Origin of the sequence: Streptosporangium sp. G11 (assembly GCF_051192615.1) — a bacterium.
Classification (GTDB): Bacteria; Actinomycetota; Actinomycetes; order Streptosporangiales; family Streptosporangiaceae; genus Streptosporangium.
Genome location: NZ_JBPJUQ010000040.1, coordinates 1 through 18014, shown reverse-complemented (window position 1 = coordinate 18014; position 18014 = coordinate 1). Strand labels below are relative to the sequence as shown.

General features: G+C 71.4%; 15 protein-coding genes and 2 tRNA genes. 4 read left to right on the top strand and 13 right to left on the bottom strand.

All coding sequences use genetic code 11. The features are described from left to right. Positions 1-10 precede the first annotated feature (10 nt). The 4 genes from ACSDR0_RS30210 to deoC are packed head-to-tail and all read right to left on the bottom strand — an operon-like array spanning position 11 to position 3507. Entirely contained in the window at positions 11-949 is a 939-nt protein-coding gene (locus ACSDR0_RS30210; RefSeq protein WP_435292295.1) for an aldehyde dehydrogenase family protein, read from the bottom strand. Then, positions 942-1139 carry a hypothetical protein gene (locus tag ACSDR0_RS30205; RefSeq protein ID WP_435292294.1) on the bottom strand — a complete coding sequence of 66 codons (198 nt, stop codon included), beginning with the start codon at positions 1137-1139 and terminating at the stop codon, positions 942-944. Before ACSDR0_RS30205 ends, ACSDR0_RS30210 begins: the two co-directional genes overlap by 8 nt. Next, the gene (locus tag ACSDR0_RS30200) at positions 1132-2559 is read right to left on the bottom strand and encodes an aldehyde dehydrogenase family protein (RefSeq protein WP_435292293.1); all 1428 of its coding nucleotides are present in this window, start codon (positions 2557-2559) and stop codon (positions 1132-1134) included. The genes ACSDR0_RS30205 and ACSDR0_RS30200 overlap by 8 nt, the downstream gene beginning before the upstream one ends. A gap of 9 nt (positions 2560-2568) precedes the next feature. Next, complete coding sequence (gene deoC, locus ACSDR0_RS30195; RefSeq protein WP_435292292.1) at positions 2569-3507, bottom strand: deoxyribose-phosphate aldolase; 939 nt, start codon at positions 3505-3507, stop codon at positions 2569-2571. 363 nt (positions 3508-3870) lie between these two features. On the opposite strand from deoC, the gene ACSDR0_RS30190 reads away from it, so the two are divergent. Then, positions 3871-4032, top strand: coding sequence for a hypothetical protein (locus ACSDR0_RS30190; RefSeq protein WP_435292291.1), 162 nt, complete (start codon positions 3871-3873; stop codon positions 4030-4032). A 124-nt stretch (positions 4033-4156) separates the two neighbouring features. Then, positions 4157-7015, top strand: a complete 2859-nt coding sequence (locus ACSDR0_RS30185) for a helix-turn-helix transcriptional regulator (protein ID WP_435292290.1) — start codon at positions 4157-4159, stop codon at positions 7013-7015. A 134-nt stretch (positions 7016-7149) separates the two neighbouring features. Here ACSDR0_RS30185 and ACSDR0_RS30180 read toward each other — a convergent pair whose 3' ends face one another. From ACSDR0_RS30180 to ACSDR0_RS30145, 8 genes are all read right to left on the bottom strand, one after another. After that, on the bottom strand, positions 7150-7719 hold the full coding sequence (locus tag ACSDR0_RS30180) for a TMEM165/GDT1 family protein (RefSeq protein WP_435292289.1): 570 nt from the start codon (positions 7717-7719) through the stop codon (positions 7150-7152). Positions 7720-7982: 263 nt separating this feature from the next. Further along, entirely contained in the window at positions 7983-9020 is a 1038-nt protein-coding gene (locus ACSDR0_RS30175; RefSeq protein WP_435292288.1) for a UDP-N-acetylmuramate dehydrogenase, read from the bottom strand. A 41-nt stretch (positions 9021-9061) separates the two neighbouring features. Beyond that, positions 9062-10327 (bottom strand): CysS/YqeB C-terminal domain-containing protein, encoded by a 1266-nt coding sequence (locus tag ACSDR0_RS30170; RefSeq protein ID WP_435292287.1) that lies wholly within the window; start codon positions 10325-10327, stop codon positions 9062-9064. Positions 10328-10541: 214 nt separating this feature from the next. After that, a complete protein-coding gene (locus ACSDR0_RS30165; RefSeq protein WP_435292367.1) occupies positions 10542-10970 on the bottom strand; it encodes a MaoC family dehydratase in 429 nt (142 codons plus the stop codon). 1 nt (position 10971) lies between these two features. Beyond that, positions 10972-11418, bottom strand: a complete 447-nt coding sequence (locus ACSDR0_RS30160) for a MaoC family dehydratase N-terminal domain-containing protein (protein ID WP_435292286.1) — start codon at positions 11416-11418, stop codon at positions 10972-10974. 292 nt (positions 11419-11710) lie between these two features. Continuing rightward, complete coding sequence (gene rpmG / locus ACSDR0_RS30155; protein ID WP_030921771.1) at positions 11711-11875, bottom strand: 50S ribosomal protein L33; 165 nt, start codon at positions 11873-11875, stop codon at positions 11711-11713. 80 nt (positions 11876-11955) lie between these two features. Beyond that, positions 11956-12029 (bottom strand) — tRNA-Met (locus tag ACSDR0_RS30150). Positions 12030-12231: 202 nt separating this feature from the next. Beyond that, a tRNA-Thr gene (locus ACSDR0_RS30145) sits at positions 12232-12304 on the bottom strand. Between the two features lie 371 nt (positions 12305-12675). On the opposite strand from ACSDR0_RS30145, the gene ACSDR0_RS30140 reads away from it, so the two are divergent. Continuing rightward, positions 12676-13317, top strand: coding sequence for a hemerythrin domain-containing protein (locus tag ACSDR0_RS30140; RefSeq protein WP_435292285.1), 642 nt, complete (start codon positions 12676-12678; stop codon positions 13315-13317). 271 nt (positions 13318-13588) lie between these two features. Here the strand turns inward: ACSDR0_RS30140 and ACSDR0_RS30135 are convergent, their stop codons facing one another. After that, a complete protein-coding gene (locus ACSDR0_RS30135) occupies positions 13589-17182 on the bottom strand; it encodes a BTAD domain-containing putative transcriptional regulator (RefSeq protein ID WP_435292284.1) in 3594 nt (1197 codons plus the stop codon). Between the two features lie 95 nt (positions 17183-17277). On the opposite strand from ACSDR0_RS30135, the gene ACSDR0_RS30130 reads away from it, so the two are divergent. Further along, on the top strand, positions 17278-17589 hold the full coding sequence (locus ACSDR0_RS30130; RefSeq protein ID WP_435292283.1) for a hypothetical protein: 312 nt from the start codon (positions 17278-17280) through the stop codon (positions 17587-17589). The last annotated feature ends 425 nt before the right edge of the window (positions 17590-18014 follow it).

Sequence of the window (18014 nt, the reverse complement as noted above, 5' to 3'; positions counted from 1 at the left end):
ACCTGGCGCGTCAGATGCCGGTGGGGTGCCAGACCGTCTTGGTCTCCAAAAAGGCCGTCAGGCGCCTGGTGCCGGGGTCGGCGGACCAGTCGGTCGCGGCGGGGCGGAAGACGCGCTTGAGGTTCTCCGCCGCCGCCTGCTCGCACGCGATCGCCAGGCCCTCGTCGGTGACACCGGTGAGGTCGAGGGCGTTGACGTCCATGTGCGCGGCCAGCCAGGGGGCGATCTCGGCGGCCGAGCCGGTGAGGATGTTCACCACCCCACCGGGCAGGTCCGAGGTGGCGAGCACCTCGGCCAGGGTGATCGAGGGCAGCGGGGCGCGCTCGCTCGCGATCACGACGCAGGTGTTGCCCGTGACGATCACCGGGGCGATCACCGAGACGAGCCCCAGCAGCGGCTCGTCGGGGGCCACCACCGCGACCACGCCGGTCGGCTCCGGCGAGGAGAGGTTGAAATAGGGCCCGGCGACCGGGTTGGAGGACCCGGCGACGGCGGCGATCTTGTCAGACCACCCGGCGTACCAGACCAGCCGGTCGACGGCCGCGTCCACGACCTCCCCGGCCTTCTTCGTCCCGGCCTCCGCCAGTTCGGCGGTGAACTGGGCCCGTCGGCCCTCCAGCATCTCGGCGACGCGATAGAGGATCTGTCCCCGGTTGTACGCCGTGGCGCCCGACCAGCCGCCGAAGGCCTTGCGCGCGGCCGTCACCGCGTCGCGGGCGTCCTTGCGGGAGGCCCTGGACGCGTTGGCGAGGAAGTCGCCCCTGGAGGAGGCCACGGCGTAGGACCTTCCGCTCTCGGAGCGCGGGAACGCCCCGCCGATGTACAGCTTGTACGTCTTGCGCACGGCGAGCCGTGCGGGCTCGCGGGCCGGCTCGCCCGTACGGTCCTCCACGGGGTCGCCCGCCTGCCTGCCCGCCCGCGCCCGGCTCGGCCTCTCCGTCTTACTCATTTCCCAGCCCTCTCCACGAGCTCTCCTGCTGCGCCAGCCGGGCCGGCACGAAGATCTGACCGCAGCGGCTCACGCCGCACCGGTGGGCGAACCAGCCCCGCAGCACCGGCCGTCCGGCGCGGGCGAAGCCGTGGTCCCGGGTGCTCTGGGCACGGCGGGGACGGCGTTTGGCCCTGTGATGCTCACACATCGAGATACGCCTCCAGCCCGTGCCGTCCGCCCTCGCGCCCGTACCCGGACTCCTTGTAGCCGCCGAACGGCGAGGTGGGGTCGAACCGGTTGAAGGTGTTGGCCCAGACGACGCCGGCGCGGAGCTTGCTCGCCATCCACAGGATGCGTGAGCCCTTCTCCGTCCACACGCCCGCCGACAGGCCGAACGGGGTGTTGTTGGCCTTCTCCACCGCCTCGGCCGGGGTGCGGAAGGTCAGCACGGACAGGACGGGTCCGAAGACCTCCTCGCGGGCGATCCTGTGCGACTGGGCGACGCCGGTGAAGATGGTCGGCGGGAACCAGAAGCCCTTGTCGGGCAGCGAACAGGCCGGGGACCAGCGCTCGGCGCCCTCCGCCTCTCCCAGGTCGGACAGCTCGCGGATCTTGGCGAGCTGGGCCGCCGAGTTGATCGCGCCGATGTCGGTGTTCTTGTCCAGCGGGTCGCCCAGCCGGAGGGTGCCGAGCCGCCGCTTCAGCGCGTCGAGCAGCTCCGTCTCGATCGACTCCTGCACCAGCAGCCGGGAGCCCGCGCAGCAGACGTGGCCCTGGTTGAAGAAGATCCCGTTGACGATGCCCTCGACGGCCTGGTCGAGCGCGGCGTCCTCGAACACGATGTTCGCGGCCTTGCCGCCGAGCTCCAGGGTGACCTTCTTGCCGGTGCCCGCGACCGACCTGGCGATCTGGCGGCCGACCTCGGTGGAGCCGGTGAAGGCCACCTTGTCGACGTCGGGGTGGTTCACCAGGGCGGCGCCGGTCTCGCCCGCGCCGGTCACGATGTTGACCACGCCGGGCGGCAGGTCGGCCTGCGCGCAGATCTCCGCGAACAGCAGCGCGGTCAGCGGGGTGGTCTCCGCGGGCTTGAGGACGACCGTGTTGCCGCAGGCCAGCGCGGGTGCGATCTTCCACGCGAGCATGAGCAGCGGGAAGTTCCACGGGATGATCTGGCCGGCCACCCCGAGCGGGCGCGGGCTGGGACCGTACCCGGCGTAGCCGAGCTTGTCGGCCCAGCCGGCGTAGTAGAAGAAGTGGGCCGCGACCAGGGGAAGGTCCACGTCACGGGACTCGCGGATCGGCTTGCCGTTGTCCAGGGACTCCAGCACGGCCAGCTCGCGCGAGCGCTCCTGGATGATGCGCGCGATCCGGAACAGGTATTTGGCCCGCTCCGAACCGGGCAGCGCCGACCAGACGCCGAACGCCTTGCGGGCGGCCTGGACCGCCCGGTCGACATCGGCCTCGGTGGCCCAGGAGACCTCGGCCAGGACCTCCTCGGAGGCCGGGTTGACGGTCTTGTTGCGGTTCTCGCCCTGGGAGTCGACCCACTCGCCGCCGATGAACAGGCCGTAGGACGGCCTGATGTCGACGACGTCACGCGACTCGGGCGCCGGTGCGTACTCAAACATGTGAACGCCTTAGTCGAGGGTGAAGTAGTCGGGACCCGCGTACCTGCCGGTGGCCATCTTCTGGCGCTGCATCAGCAGGTCGTTGAGGACGCTGGAGGCGCCGAGCCGGAACCAGTCGGGGCTGAGCCAGCCGTCGCCGACGGTCTCGTTGACCAGGACGAGCATCTTGATCGCGTCCTTGGTGGTCTTGATGCCGCCCGCGGGCTTCACGCCGACCTTGCGGCCGGTCGCGGCCAGGAAGTCGCGGACCGCCTCCAGCATGATCAGCGTCACGGGGAGGGTCGCGGCGGGCTGCACCTTTCCCGTGGAGGTCTTGATGAAGTCGCCCCCGGCCAGCATGGCCAGCCAGGACGCGCGGCGCACGTTGTCGTACGTGGACAGCTCGCCGGTCTCCAGGATCACCTTCAGGTGGGCGGTGCCGCACGCGGCCTTGATCGCGACGATCTCCTCGAAGACCTTCAGGTAGTCGCCCGCGAGAAACGCGCCCCGGTCGATGACCATGTCGATCTCGTCGGCACCGGCCGCCACCGCGAAGGTGGTGTCCGCGATCTTGACGTCGAGCGTGGAGCGCCCGCTGGGGAAGGCGGTCGCGACGCTGGCCACCTTGACGCCGGAGCCCTTCAGGGCCGCGACGGCCCCGGCGACCATGTCGGGGTAGACGCACACCGCGGCCACCTTGGGCACGGAGGGGTCGGCCGGGTCGGGGTGAACCGCCTTGGCGCACATCGCGCGGACCTTACCCGGGGTGTCGGCCCCCTCAAGGGTCGTCAGGTCCACCATGCCGATCGCGAGGTCGATGGCCTGGGCCTTGGCGGTGGTCTTGATGGATCGGGTGCCGAGCGTCGCGGCGCGCTGGTCGGCGCCCACGCGGTCGACACCGTGCAGGCCGTGCAGGAAGCTTCGCAGCGCGACGTTGGACGTTGTCACGTCGGTGAGCGAGGTCGTCATAGTTGACACCTCTCCAGCATGCCTACTGGTGTGATTAGTTCCAAACTGGACCCTGCCCAGCAAGCTTGTCGGTTTTCGTCAACATCCGCCGACCGGCCCGCGCGGGGCGCGGACACCACCGGCTCTCCCCGCCGCACGAGGTCCCGGTGATCACGCGGAACCGCTCCCGGAACCCTCCCGGGGCAGGCGAATCGGTGTCGTCTAGGTAGTGCCGGGACGGTTCGGGCCCCACCTAGGTAGTCCCGGGGCGAGAAGCGTCCGGGAGATAGGACATCCTCCCGATGTGGGACCGGGGGCCTTAGGGCGAATCTTGAGTCTGTAAGGAAAGCGCGCCGCGAGGCGCCACACCAGGAAGGAACCCTCATGGGTCCCGAGCTCCACCTTCAGATGATCGCCCACCGGACCACCGAACTCCGCGAGGAGGCCGACAGCTACCGCCTCGCCCGTAAGGCGCAGGAAGACGGGAAGACCCACTCGTCCGAGAAGCGCCGCAGGGGCCTCTTCGGCAAGATCATTCCGGCATGACCCCGCCCCGAGAGCCCGGCCGCTCCCATATGCCCGGCCGGGCCTCGCTGCCTCCCTGAGACGCCGGTTTCACCGAGCGAAAAATAGGGAGATCACACCTTTAAGGCATGACATGCTGGCAGACATGGTGGGTCGGGCGGTAAGCCCCGTCTTCGTGGGGCGGGAGAGGGAGCTTGCGGACCTGGCCGAGGCGTTCGAGCAGGCACGCAAGGACGCGGCGGTGACCGTGCTGCTCGGCGGCGAGGCAGGTGTCGGCAAGTCACGACTGATCGGGTGTTTCGCGGAGAGGGCCACGGCCGACGGCGCCCACGTGCTCAACGGGGGCTGCGTGGAGCTGTCGACCGAGGGCCTCGCCTATGCCCCGTTCACCGCGGCGATCCGCCAGCTCGTCCGCGAGTGCGGGGCCGAGGAGGTCGCGGCGCTCCTCCCCGAGGGAGGGGCCCGCGACCTGGCCAGGCTGCTCCCCGAGTTCGGCGAGCCGAGCGGCGACACCGAGAGCGACACCGCCCGCGCGCGGCTCTTCGAACAGATCCTGACCCTGCTGGAGCGGCTCGCGGACCGCCACCCGGTGATCCTCCTCATCGAGGACGTCCACTGGGCCGACAGCTCCAGCCGCGACCTGATCGCCTTCCTCAGCCGGAACCTTCGCACCGCTCCCGTGCTGATGGTCCTCACTTACCGCTCCGACGAGCTCCACCGCCAGCACCCGCTCCGGCCGGTGCTCGCCGAGCTCGGCCGGCTGGACGGGGTCCTCCGGATGGACCTGCCCCGGCTCACCCGGTCCGAGGTGGCGGCCCAGATGGCCGGAATCCTCGGCACCGCACCCGAGTTCGCCAAGGTCGACAAGGTCTTCCAGCGCAGCGAGGGCATCCCGCTGTTCGTCGAGGCGCTGATGGAGTGCGGCGGCGAGTGCACCTTCCCCGACTCCCTGCACGACCTGATCATCGGCTCCGTGGAGCAGCTCCCCGAGGAGACGCAGCGGGTGCTGCGCATCGCCGCCGCCGGCGGCATCCGGGTGAGCCACGCCCTGCTCGTCGCGGTCAGCGCGCTGTCGGACGTCGAGCTCGACGACGCGCTGCGCACCGCGATCGCGGCCAACGTGCTGCAGGTCGCCGACGGCCGCGCCTACGTCTTCCGGCACGCGCTGATCCGCGAGGCCGTGCACGACGAGCTCCTGCCCGGCGAGCACGCGCGGCTGCACGCCCGCTTCGCCGAGGAGATCGGCAAGGACCGCACGCTGGTGCCCCCCGGCCGGGCCGCCATCGAGATCGCCCACCACTGGCACTCCGCCCGCGACGACCTCTGGGCCCTCGTCTCCGCCTGGGAGGCGGCGGGCAAGGCCGCCAAGACCTTCGCCCACAGGGAGATGATGCAGCTGCTGGAGCGGGTGCTGACGCTGTGGAGCAAGGTCCCCGGCGCCGCCGAACGCATCGGCGTGGACCACACCACCGTCCTGGAGCAGGCCGCCGAGGCCGCGAGCGCGTGCGGGGAGGTCGACCGGGGCAGCAAGTTCGTCAAGGCCGCGCTGCACGAGCTCGACGAACGGACCGAGCCCGCCCGGGTGGCGAACCTGGTCGTACGGAGGTCGCAGTTCAAGAAGGCCAAGCGGCGGCCGGGGGTGCTCGACGACCTTCGCTACGCCGAGCGGCTGGTGCCGGAGCCGGGGCTGGAGCGCGCCGGAGTGCTGTCCAAGCTGGGCTCGTACCTGATATTCAGCGGCGAGCTGGAGGAGGGGACGGCGCACACCGAGGAGGCGCTGCGGATCGCGCGCGAGCACGGCGAGGAGACCCTGGAGGCGGAGCTGCTGCTCAACCTCGCGCTGGGCCACTCGATCGCGGGGCGCATCGACGTCACGATCGAGCTCAACGAGACCGCGCAGGCGATCGGCGAGCGCGTCGAGTCCGGCCGCAGCGTCCTGCGCGCCATCGCCAACAACGTGGACGCGCTGAACAACATGGGCCGTTCCGCCGAGGCGATCGAGCTCGCGCTCGAAGGGGAGCGGCTGGCGAGAAAGTACGGCCGCTACCGGGACCAGGGCACGTTCATCGCCAACAACCGGGCCGAGGCGCTGGAGGCACTGAGCAGGTTCGACGAGGCGGCCCAGCTGGTCGAGCAGACCCTCGGCATGGACCCCACCCTGCGCACCCGCCACCACCTGCGGCGGATCCGCGGGGACGTGGCGGTCGCCCGCGGCGAGACGGACGTGCTCAGATCCGTCCTGGACGAGGTGGGCGCCTTCGGCACCGTCCCCGAGGAGTTCATGCAGGAGCTGACGACCAACGCCCGGCTCATGATCGGCCTGCACATGCTCAGCGGGGAGCCGCTGGCCGCGCTGGAGGTCGCCGAGCGGGTCGCCCTTGAGGCGCAGCTCACGAGCAAGCCCATGCTGGGCTGGCGGACGCTCGGCCTGCTCGGGGGGATCTGCGAGACGGTCGAGGCGCTCGCGCCCGGACGGGTGACGGCGCTGCGCGCCCACGTCGGGAAGGCCGCGGCGGCGATGACCGTGGACAGCCCCGTCGCCGAGGCCTACCGGCTCGGTCTCACCCGCGACCACGACGCCGCGGCCACCGCCTGGGAACGCCTGGGCCGCCCCTTCCCCCAGGCGAAGTCACTGCTCCACGGGGGAAGGATGGCGGCCGACGCCGGTGACCGTGGCGATGCCGCGGCCCGGCTGCGCGCCGCCTATCCGATCGCCGTGGCGCTCTCCGCCCGGCCGCTGGCCGTCGAGGTCGAGGCCCTCGCCCGCCGGATCGGGATCTCCCTCACCGAGCGGGCCGGAGGCGGGGAACCGCCGCTGACCCCGCGCGAGCTGGAGGTGCTCCGGCTGGTCGCCCAGGGACGGTCCAACCGCGAGGTCGCCGCCGAGCTGTTCATCTCGGCCAAGACCGTGAGCGTCCACGTCTCCAACATCCTCGGCAAGCTGGGCGTCTCCACCCGGGGCGAGGCGGCCGCGGCCGCGCACCGCCTCGCCCTCATCGGCTGACCTTCCGCCCCTCGCCTCGCCCTGACCAGCTGGCTTTCAGCCCACCGCCTCGCCCTGACCGGCTGACCGGCTGACCTCCGGCCCACCGCCTCGCCCTGACCGGCTGACCTCCCGCCCCTCGCGTCCGGCCCTGATTAGGCGAACAGCGGTTCGAGCAGCAGGATCACGCCGAAGACGGCGAACGCCGCGGCCGCGCCGTACCGGATGACCTTCTCCGGCAGGTGCTTGCCGAGCATCCGGCCGACCACGATGGCCAAAGCGTCGGCGGCGACCATGCCCACCGTCGAGCCGATCCAGGTGCCGAACCAGCCGTACTGGGTGGCGAGCGTGATGGTCGCGAGCATCGTCTTGTCACCCAGCTCGGCGAGGAAGAAGGCGACGGTGACGGCGATGATCGCCGACCGGGTGGTGCGCTGCGCCTTTTTCGACTCCTCCTCGGTCAGCTCGTCCCCGCGCAGCGTCCACAGCGCGAAGCCCAGGAAGGCGATGCCGGCGATGATCACGATCGCCGTGGTGGGGAGGAAGTCGCCGACCAGCCCGCCCAGGCCGACGCTGAGGAGATGGACCACCGCGGTGGCCAGGGTGATTCCCGCGAGGACCGGCCACGGTTTGAACCGGGTGGCGAAGGTCATGGCCATGAGCTGGCTCTTGTCGCCGAGTTCGGCGACGAAGATCACAACAAGACTGATCCAGAATGCTTCCAACGAGGGTGCCCTTCCCGCGTGCGCAGCCGGGCGGAAGGGGGACACCCGGGGAGTTTCGGGCACGTCTTCGGCCCGGCGGCATCCGTTAATGCCTGCCAGGCCGAAGGTCTCGTCCGCCACGGAGCCGGGCCGAACCGGCCGGATCCGAGGCCCGCGCGACCGGGCGCCTCAGGCGCCAGCATGTCGATCACGCGATTGGGACTACTCCCCTTCGGGTCGTTCCATCAGACCATAGCAGCCGAAATCGGATGCCCGTTCCCAGCTCAGAGGTGGGTGCCGACCATCACGGGCTCGTTGACCAGGGTGACGCCGAACTTCTCCAGGACGCCGTCCCTGACCTCGCGGGCGAGGTCGAGGAGCTCCTCCGTCGAGGCCACCAACTCCGGATTCGTCATGGCAAGGGTGTGCTTGGTGGAAATGCGGGCCGGGCCGCGCCGGTAGCCCTTCGGGAACCCGGCGTTCTCGATCAGCCACGCCGCCGGAACCTTGACGGCCCCGTCCGGCATGTCCCAGCGCGGGAACCCCGGCGCCCGCAGCTCCAGCCCGGCGGCCTGCGAAGCGGTCAGGACCGGGTTGGTGAAGAACGACCCCGCGCTGCGGGTGTCCGGGTCGGCGGCGTCCAGGACCATGCCCTTGCCCGCCCGCAGCTCCAGCACCGCCGCGCGGGCCTTCGCCGGCGGCACCCGGTCGCCCAGGGCGACACCCAGCCGGGAGGCCAGCTCCCGGTAGGCGACCGGGCCGGACAACGCGTCCCCGGCCAGCTCGTAGGTGACCGCGAGCACGACGTATCGCTCCGGATCATCCTTGAAGGCGCTGTGCCGGTAGGCGAACCCGCACTCCCGCGCGGCCAGGTCACGCACCTCACCGGCCCGGCGGTCGTAGGCGCGGACGGCGGTGATCGTCTGGGAGACGTCCTGCCCGTAGGCGCCGACGTTCTGGATCGGCGTGGACCCGACCAGCCCGGGGATGCCGGACAGGCACTCCACGCCCGACCTGCCCTCCCCCACCGCGCGCTCGACCAGGGCGTCCCAGTCCTCGCCCGCCTGCGCGGTGACCAGGTCTCCCTCGACCTCGACGCCCCGGGAGGCGACGCGCACGACCAGGCCGTCGAAACCCTCGTCGGAGACGACCAGATTGCTGCCGCCCCCCAGCACGAGCACCGGCTCACCCGCCCGGTCGGCCGCCGCCACCAGCTCGACGATCTCCTCGGACGACCCGGCCTCCACGAACGCCCCGGCCGGCCCCCCCAGCCCCAGCGTCGTGTACGGCGCCAGCCGCACCCCCGCCACCCGCTTCGTCATGCGCTTCCCCACCCGCCACCCGGCCGAAATCCGCGACCAGCCTACGGGGAGCGCAGCAGCTTCAGCACCCGGTCATAGGTCCGCCGGGACTCCCTGTCGCGGTATTCGTGGTCCACGCCGTCGTCGCGGCGGTGCCGCTCCTGCCGGACCGGAAGATCCTTCCCCAGGGCGACGAGGGTGCCGGGCAGCCTGAGCGAGAACTCCAGGTCGGCGTTGCGGTAGTAGCGGGCGTCGGCGGGGAAGCCTCCCGCGGCGAGCGCGACGTCGCGCCTGACCGCGATCAGATGGCCGAGCAGCCCCCGGACCTCGCCGGGCTCGGCCTCCAGCCATTCCATGTCGTTCTCGCGGGGATTCACACCCTTCCACCCGGCCGCCGTCACGTCGTCGTCCAGCGCCCTGACCAGCGGGGTGATGGCGTCGCCCTCCAGGATCACGGAGGTGTCCATGACGACGTACACGTCCGAGGTGTCAAGACGCAGCAACCTGTCGTGGCTCGCGCCCCACCCCGCGGAGCCACCCCTCCAGTGCGGCGACTCGGCCACGTGCCAGGCCTCCACCCGGCGGGGGAACTCCTCCGCCATCTCCTGCAGGACCTCTCCGGCACCGTCCACGTTCCCCAGGTCGAGGGCGAGGACCCTGGCCTCCGTACGGGCGACCAGGGCGCGTACGCACCCGCGCAGCTCGTCGGGGCGGCCGTCGACCAGGAGCGCGACGGTCACCGTCGGCCGCGCGGCCGGCGGCTCCTCGACGTCGGGCGGGGGAGTGATCGCCTCGTCGAGCCGGGACACCGACAGGCTGGCGTCCCACAGCAGCTGGGAGGAGACCATCCGCTCGGGATGGCCGTCGAGATCGTCGGCCCGGCCGACCAGCTCCGAGCCCTCGGGCTTCTGCTGGGGCGCCGCCTCCGTCTCGGCGACCCGCTCCGCGTCCAGATCGTCGAGCCGCCCGGGATGACGCCCCGGATCCGCGGCCTCGGCGACCCGCCCGGCATCGGCCGAGTCGTCCCGCCCGGCGTCCTCGGCGTCCGCGGTGCCGGCTCGTCCCGGGGCGGTGGAGGCGCCCGGCTCTCCGCGCGAACCGTTCCGTTCCGCCTCCGGGGAACCCCGCTCGGGCAGGGAGCTCACCGTGGGCCACACCTCGAAGGGGGGAGAGGGGATGAGCTCGAAGCCGTCCGCGGTGTCCCGGACGAGCCAGCCCTCGGCTCTGATCTCGTCGCGGAGCGCGTCGGCGGCGGCATGGTCCTGCTCGGCTCGCGCCTTGGCCCGCCGATCGGCCAGGCCGGTCACGTTAGGAGGTACTTCGCTCATGCCGGGGAGCTACCCCCGGACAGGAAGAAGATTCGGCCCCGGCCCGCGAGCATGCCCCGAACCGCGGAACATGCCGGTCGACCACGCCCTGACCTGCCGCGCGAGAGGGCACCCACGACGGCTGGATCACCGCGCGGACCTTGGAGCCACGACGGCCGGACCACGCGGTCCGTGGAACCCCACGGACAACCGGACCACCGCGCGGACCTTGGACCTATGCCAGCTGGACCACCGCGCGGGCCTTGGACAGGACCCGGGAGTCGTTGGACTTGGCGACCAGCGCGACCACCACGCGCTTGTCCTCAAGCTTCTCCTCGATGATCCCGCTCACCGTGATCACGGCGCCCTGGTCGTCGTCGGGGACGACCACCATGGAGGAGAACCGCACCCCGTAGTCGACGATCGCGCCGGGGTCGCCCACCCAGTCGGTGACGAACCGGCCGCCCTGCGCCATGGTGAACATGCCGTGGGCGATGACGTCCGGAAGCCCGACGGTCTTGGCGAAGCGCTCGTTCCAGTGGATGGGGTTGAAGTCACCCGAGGCCCCGGCGTACATCACCAGGTTGGCGCGGCGCACCGCGTATTCGGCGGGCGGGATCTGCTGGCCCGTCTCGACCTCGTCGTACTTGACCGTCGCGGCCATGTCAGCCCGCCCCTCCACGCTCGACGATGGTGTTGTAGGTCGTGCACACGGGCTCGCCGTCGACGGTGCTGACGTCGCTCTTGACGGTGATCAGCTCGTTGCGGCCGACGCTGCGGATGTCGGTCACGGTGGAGACGCTGACCAGCTCGTCCCCGGCGTGGATCGGCCTGCGGTACTCGAAACGCTGCTCGCCGTGGACCACCATCGCGAGGTTCAAACCGAGCTCGGGGTCGGTCAGGATCGACCCTCCGGCCAGGCTGAACACGATGGGGAAGGTCGGGGGCGCGATCACGTCGGGATGCCCCGCGGCCTGGGCCGCCTCCCTGTCCCGGTAGATCGGGTTGTTGTCGCCGATCGCCGTCGCGAACTCTTTGATCTTCACGCGACTGACCTCGTACGGCGAGGAGGGCGCGGACGCCCGCCCGACGAAGTCACGGTTCAGAGCCATCGTGCTCCTTTGCGGATACCGAACTGGTGGGCCGACACCGGCGGGTTTGACGAGACATTAACAGAACAAGATTCCAGGATGTAGCCTCGGGCGGCCGACCGGGGGGGCGGGCCACCAGGAAACCGTAGCCCGGCCCGCTCTCGCACCGGCCCTCTTCCGCGACCAACGCCCGCACGGGAAAACTGTGCGGATACGACAAACCGGCGCCTCGTCTGAGGACGCCGGTTTCCGTGGAGTATGTGCGTGCCGATGCAGCACTCATCTCCCGCCGCAGCGGAAGGCTTCGCGCAGACTAACGAGTCTCGCGGTGCGCCTGGTGCGTCTTGCAGTTCGGGCAGTACTTCTTCAGCTCAAGCCGATCCGGGTCGTTGCGCCGGTTCTTCCGCGTGATGTAGTTGCGGTGCTTGCACTCCTGGCAGGCCAGCGTGATCTTCGGCCTAACGTCGGTGGCAGCCACTTGGGAGTGCCTTTCTACGTTCGGGACAGTGGACAACCCACGACAGAACCTCTCTGGTGAGAGAAGCCCCGGGTGGGTAGTAGCGGAGGCCGGACTTGAACCGGCGACACAACGATTATGAGCCGTTTGCTCTGCCTGACTGAGCTACTCCGCCTTGAGGCCGACAAAATCGACCGACCTCGCAAGGATACCCGACCCGCAGAGTGCCTGCGTACTTGTGCAGGTCAGGGCGATCTCTTCTGGGTTGCCCCAGTATGCCCGCTCGTGCGTCAGGAACCTTGAGTATTTTCTGGCCCGCCTTTAAGGCCAACCAAGCCGAAAGCCCTAACCGGAAGGTTAGGGCTTTTAGGCTGTTGAGCCCCTTTACGGAATCGAACCGTAGACCTTCTCCTTACCATGGAGACGCTCTGCCGACTGAGCTAAAGGGGCCTGTCCGTGTCGCTCTCGCTTGCGGACAGGTGTAACCATACACGGCTCCGCAGCGGGATGCGAAATCAATCGAGGTCCACCCGGACCACCACACGTTCCCCCTCGAAGCACCCGCGCCGTCCCTCGTGCCGGACCCCGCGACGGACCCCGTTCAAGATCCGGCCCACCCCCTCGAATCCCGCCGGGGAACGCCGGGGAACGCGGCCCCGCCACGAGGTTCGGCGGGCACGGGCGCCTCCCCCTCGTCCTCCCAGGCCAGGAAGGATCCGCCCCTCGCACGCCACACCACCAAGTGGCTACCAAGTAGGTCATAAGAGGGCCACCGCATCGTGGGCGGGTCAACAGCCCGTACCGACCCAGGAGCCCTCGACATGACCCCGGAACTGCTGGGATTCCAGCTCACCCACCGCGCCATGCGCGGTGACACCCGTCGCCTGGCCACGCTCGCCACCGAGCTGTCCGAGGGACGGCAGTCCGCCGATCAAGCCCGCGCCGCCGCCATCGCCGGTTTCGTCACGACCCTGAACCAGGGCATCCACCATCACCACACGATGGAGGACGAGGTGCTCTGGCCCGTCATCGAACGGTCCGCGGGAGCCGAGGTGGACCTGCGCGACCTGAGCGACGACCACGCCGACCTCGACCCGCTGCTGGAGGAGATCAACGGCCAGGCCGCCGCGTTCGCCTCGACCGGCGACGCCTCCGCGCTCGCCAAGTCCCTCACCCGGCTGGCCGACATGCTCGACGAGCACATCGGGGAGGAGGAGCAGCTGCTCTTCCCGATCATCGAGAAGTACGTGTCCGTCGCGGACTGGCAGCGGGTCGAGACGGCGGTCCGCAAGGGCGGGAACGTCAGGATCGACCTGCCGAGGATCGAGCAGTACGCCAGGCCCGACGAGCTGGCCCGGCTGCGCAAGCTCGCCGGCCCCCCGCTGACGGTGATGCTCTTCCTGTTCCGGCGCGGCCACCGGCGGCGCCAGCGGCTGATCTTCGGCCCCCTCGCCGCTTCCTGATCCGCCCTCGCTCCCCCGTACGGTGCCCCAGACCGCCCGCCGCCCCCGGGCCCGCACCTTCCCAAAGGGCCCGTACGGCGCCCCGGGCCGCCCTCCGCCCGGATCCGCGCGTGCGGTGCCCCAAGGCCGCCTCCGCGCTCCCCAGGCCCGCGTCCTTCCCGGAGCGGCCCGTACGGTGATCCGGTCCCGCGCCCACCCGGGCCCGGGTCCGTGTCCATCCGGGCCTGGGTCCGCGTCCCCCCAGCCTCGGGTCCACGTCCATCCGTGCGGACTACGCCCCGTCCGAGCCTCCGGCCGGGGATCGGCCACCGTTCCCCGGTGTCCTCGCAGTCGCCTTCATACGAGCCGCGCGTGCCCAGTGCGGCGAGCCGATCCGCTCGGCGACCCGTACCGCCCGCTCGTAGTGGGCGGTCGCGTCACGGCCGAGGAAGGCGGCCAGATCGCCCAGGATCAGGGCGACCGGCCCCAGGGTGACCGACCCGGAGTGCATCCCCGCCAGCTCGCCGTCCCAGGGCAGAAGAACGCGGTAGCACCATTCGGCCACCCGCCGGTCGCCCAGCGCGACCGCGTTCTCCCCGCGCAGGCCCTGCCACAGGAGCCAGTAGTAGTCCAGGCGGGGCTCCTGGTCGGACCGCCAGTACGCCCGTGCCTCCGCCACGCGTCCCTCGGCGATCAGCGCCCTGACCAGGATGTCCGCCACCCCGTCGGGGACGAGCGCGTACAGCGCCAGCAGCTCCGGGATGTCCTGCGGCAGGCCGCCCGCCAGCCGGGTCACGAACCGGCCGATGGAACCGATGATGTGGGCGTTGGCACCCCCGGCGGCCAGCATGCGCTCGGCGATGGCCAGGTAGGACCGTTCCGCGCCCTCGAAGTCGCCCTCGATCAGCAGGACCAGCGTGTCGAGCATGGACATCACGCCCAGCGCGAGACCGAGCTGGCCGGTGGTGGAGTGCTCCAGGGCGCGGTCCGCGTGGTTCCTGGCGGTCGCCAGGTCACAGCGGCCCAGGCTGACCATGAACAGGGCGTGGTGGCCCTGCATCGCGTACCCGGGCAGCCCCGCGCGATCGCCCAGCTCGACCAGCTCGCGGGCCAGGACCTCCAGCTCGTCGCGGCGATCGGGTGTCAGCAGCACGAAGTAGCGGGCGTTGAGGGCCAGGCAGACGAGGTCCGTACTGTCCAGACGCCTGGCGATCTCGACCGCCTCCGCGCTGTAGGCCCGGCAGCGCTCGTCGTCGTGTCCCTCCAGTTCGAAGACGAGCGTGGCCAGCAGCCGGCAGCGGATCTCGTCGTCGGCGCCGTCCAGCGCCTTCACCAGCGCGTCGACGAGCGGCTGGTCCACGTACCGGCCCGGCTGGATCGACCAGGTCACCGGGGCGTCGTACGCGGTCAGCGCCCGGTTCAGGCCGCCGCCCAGCCGCCGCGCGACGGCGACGGCCCGCTCGCGGTTCTCCCTGGCGGCTATCACGTTGCCCTCGTGCGCCTGTACGGCCACCAGCGAGCAGAGCAGGTCGAGCCGGAGGGCGTCGTCGTCGGCGTGCTCCAGCGCTCCCCGGTAGAACGCCCCCGCCTCCCGGTAGGAGTGCATCCCCCTCGCCTGCTCGGCCGCCGCCCTGGCGTAGGGCACCGCCCACCCCGCCGAGGCCGGGGTGGCCGCGGCGAGCGCGTGGTGGCCCAGCGCGGTGATCTCTCCCGGCCGGACCCGCTCCAGCGCGCCGACGACCCTGCCGTGCAGGCGGGTACGGCGCAGTACGGGCGTGTCCTCGTAGAGGGTCTCCCTGACGAGCACGTGGGCGAAGCGCACCCGGCCGGGCGCGGGCTCGGTCAGCAGCCCGGTCACCACGCCCGCCTCCAGCGCTTCGAGAGCGGCGTCCTCGTCGGTGTTCTCCAGGGCGAGCAGCACGTCGACGTCGACGTCCCGTCCGACGATGGCCGCGTCCCGCAGGATCCTCTGGGTCGTCGCGGGCAGCCGGGCGATCCTGCGGCGGATCAGGTCGCGCACGCCGGGTGGCAGGGCGCGGGCGGCCGAGGTGCCGTCCGTGGTGATCAGCCGTGCGGTCTCGCAGACGAACAGCGGGTTGCCGCCGGTCCGCTCGGCCACGGTCCGCGCGGTCACCGCGTCCACCTCCCGCCCCGAGCGCTCGCGCAACAGCAGGGCCACATCCTCGTCACCGAGCCCGCCCAGATCGAGCCGGTGGGTGTCGCGCCCGGCCAGTGCCGCCCAGGTCGCCCCCAGATGGTCGACGGCCTCGGCGGGCCGGTAGGTCGCGACGATCATGATGTCGGCCTCGGCGGCCCCCGTGGCGAGGTGGCGCAGGAGATGGAGCGTCTCGCTGTCGGCCCGGTGCACGTCCTCCATGACCACCAGCAGCCGGGTGCCCCGCCCGACGATCCGGGAGAGGTAGTCGCCCACCGCCCGGGCCAGCAGGAACGGTCCGACCGGCGGGGCGTCGTCGTCCAGCAGCGGCGCCAGCCGGACCGCCAGGTCGCCCTCCGGCGGCCGGTCCGCGGCCAGGGCGCGCAGCACCTCGCTCCACGCCCACGCGGGCGGCGCCCCGCCGTCGGTCTCCGGGCACCGCCCGGTCGCGGTCAGCCAGCCGCGCGCCGCCAGCCGCCGGGCGAACGCGGCGGCCAGCGTGCTCTTGCCCGCTCCGGGATCGCCGCCCAGCCACACCGTGCGCAACCCGCCCCGGTCCGCGACCGCCCGCAACGCCGCCAGCTCCTCCGTACGGCCCACGAGTCCGGGAACGGGGAGGGGGAAGGCGAGGTCGGCGGAGCCGGCAAGGTCACGATCATGGTCGCGGCCCCGGTCCTTGCCGGGGCCGCGATCCCCGCCCCTGTCACGGTCCCCGTGCCCGTCACGGTCCCCGTGCCCGTCACGGTCCCCATGCCCGTCATGGCCCCCGTGCCCGTCTCCGCCGCGATCCCCGGTCCTGTCGCGGGCCCCACCGCGGTCCTGGCCCCGATCGTGGCCCCATCCGCGATCATGGTCTGCCCGGTCCGGCCCCGGTCGATCCTGTCCGGCCCGTCCCGGGCCACCCCGATCCGGTTCTCCCGCCCCGGCCGGGGCGGCGTCCGAGAGCGGCGCCCGCCCTGCGACGGGCGCGGCCGTCCGGTTCAGGGAGTCGGCGTGGGCCAGGATGTCGGCCTCCAGCGCGCGCAGCGCGGGGCCCGGGTCCACCCCCAGCTCGTCGGCGAGGGTCTCGCGTACCCTCCTGATCGCGGCCAGGGCGTCGGCCTGCCGCCCGGCCCGGTAGCAGGCCAGGGCGAGCAGCCGTACGGCGTTCTCCCTGAGCGGGTGGGCACGGACGTGCCGCTCAAGCTCGACCTCCGCGTTGCGACCGAGCGCCAGCAGCGCCTGCGCCCTGTGCTCCACGGCGACCAGCCGCAGCTCGTCGAGCCGCGCCGCCTCGGGCTCCGCCCACTCCTCGTCGGCGAACTCCGCGTACGCGGGTCCCTGCCAGAACGCGAGTGCCCGGTCGGCCGCCTCCAGCGCCCCCACCCCGTCCCCCTCGGCGAGCGCGGCCCCTGCGGCGTCGACCAGGCGGGGAAACAGCCAGGCGTCCACCTGCTCGGGCTCCAGCCGCAGGCGGTAGCCGGGGACGGCGCTGACCAGCACCGTGGCGGGCGTGCGCGGCAGCCGTCCGGGTTCGAGCACCCGCCGCAGGTTGGACACGTAGACCTGGAGGGCGGCCAGCGCCTTGGGCGGCGGCTGCCCGCGCCACAGGTCATCGATGAAACGATCGGTGGAGACCACGTGCCCGCCCGCCGCGACGAGCCTGGCCACCACGGCCCGCTGCCGGGAGGTGCCCAGGTCCACCGTACGACCGTTGATCTCCGCCTGAAGCGGACCAAGAACACGCAACATAACAAAAGGCAGGGTATGCGCCTTTCAGCACTTTCTGGCGAACACCGAGTCCTTTTGGACGAACACCGAGCCTTCGAAGAACACCAAGGAGCACGATGCTGCAGGATCGTCGCAGGGACACGATCCGGGCGCTCGACGAGAGCGACCGGCCGCACCTGTACTGGCACGGGGTGGACGGCGACGGCCACGTGTGGCTGTTCGAGACCGTCATCGACAGCGGCGGGGAGTACTGGCCCGTGAGACACGCCGAACTGGGCTCGGACGGCCTCGCCCGGACATACTCGTGGCGCCACATCGAGGACGAGCACGGCTTCCTGGCCGAGGGCCCGATCTATCCCGGCGACTTCGGCCTGAACGCCCTGACCGCGGAGGAGTTCGCCACCCTGTGGACCGCGCTCGGCGGGTGAGGCCACTCCCGCCGTACGCGTCCCGGCACCCCGCCTCGATCCGGGAGTACGGACCGGCAGCCGACCGCGTCACAGCCGACGTTGGCCACGGTCGAGGTCACGGCCCGGTCGGGGCCGTGAAGACCGCTCCCACCTCGGCAGACGGGGCCGCGCGTCCCTGGAGACTCCAAACAGACTTCGGGGGACTTCGGATGGGAGCGGGGCCGTGGCGCCACGCCCGTGAACAGGGCGGAACGGGAGAACCGACATTTATCAATCACCCACGAGCCCGCCAGATGACGAATGGTATTCACCACCTCTTTCCATCGATTTTCGACTCTTTTCGACCAGTCATCGGCCGCCGTTCCGGTACTACATTCGTAGATTCACTGGGAGTGGATCACCGCGCCTCCGATAATGGCTGATCAGGGCACGTGTCTGGTGAC

Coding starts and splice junctions, on each gene's coding strand:
- ACSDR0_RS30210 (WP_435292295.1), bottom strand. CDS start 949: ATGAGTAAGACGGAGAGGCCGAGCCGGGCGCGGGCGGGCAGGCAGGCG.
- ACSDR0_RS30205 (WP_435292294.1), bottom strand. CDS start 1,139: ATGTGTGAGCATCACAGGGCCAAACGCCGTCCCCGCCGTGCCCAGAGC.
- ACSDR0_RS30200 (WP_435292293.1), bottom strand. CDS start 2,559: ATGTTTGAGTACGCACCGGCGCCCGAGTCGCGTGACGTCGTCGACATC.
- deoC (WP_435292292.1), bottom strand. CDS start 3,507: ATGACGACCTCGCTCACCGACGTGACAACGTCCAACGTCGCGCTGCGA.
- ACSDR0_RS30190 (WP_435292291.1), top strand. CDS start 3,871: ATGGGTCCCGAGCTCCACCTTCAGATGATCGCCCACCGGACCACCGAA.
- ACSDR0_RS30185 (WP_435292290.1), top strand. CDS start 4,157: ATGGTGGGTCGGGCGGTAAGCCCCGTCTTCGTGGGGCGGGAGAGGGAG.
- ACSDR0_RS30175 (WP_435292288.1), bottom strand. CDS start 9,020: ATGACGAAGCGGGTGGCGGGGGTGCGGCTGGCGCCGTACACGACGCTG.
- ACSDR0_RS30170 (WP_435292287.1), bottom strand. CDS start 10,327: ATGAGCGAAGTACCTCCTAACGTGACCGGCCTGGCCGATCGGCGGGCC.
- ACSDR0_RS30165 (WP_435292367.1), bottom strand. CDS start 10,970: ATGGCCGCGACGGTCAAGTACGACGAGGTCGAGACGGGCCAGCAGATC.
- ACSDR0_RS30160 (WP_435292286.1), bottom strand. CDS start 11,418: ATGGCTCTGAACCGTGACTTCGTCGGGCGGGCGTCCGCGCCCTCCTCG.
- ACSDR0_RS30140 (WP_435292285.1), top strand. CDS start 12,676: ATGACCCCGGAACTGCTGGGATTCCAGCTCACCCACCGCGCCATGCGC.
- ACSDR0_RS30135 (WP_435292284.1), bottom strand. CDS start 17,182: ATGTTGCGTGTTCTTGGTCCGCTTCAGGCGGAGATCAACGGTCGTACG.
- ACSDR0_RS30130 (WP_435292283.1), top strand. CDS start 17,278: ATGCTGCAGGATCGTCGCAGGGACACGATCCGGGCGCTCGACGAGAGC.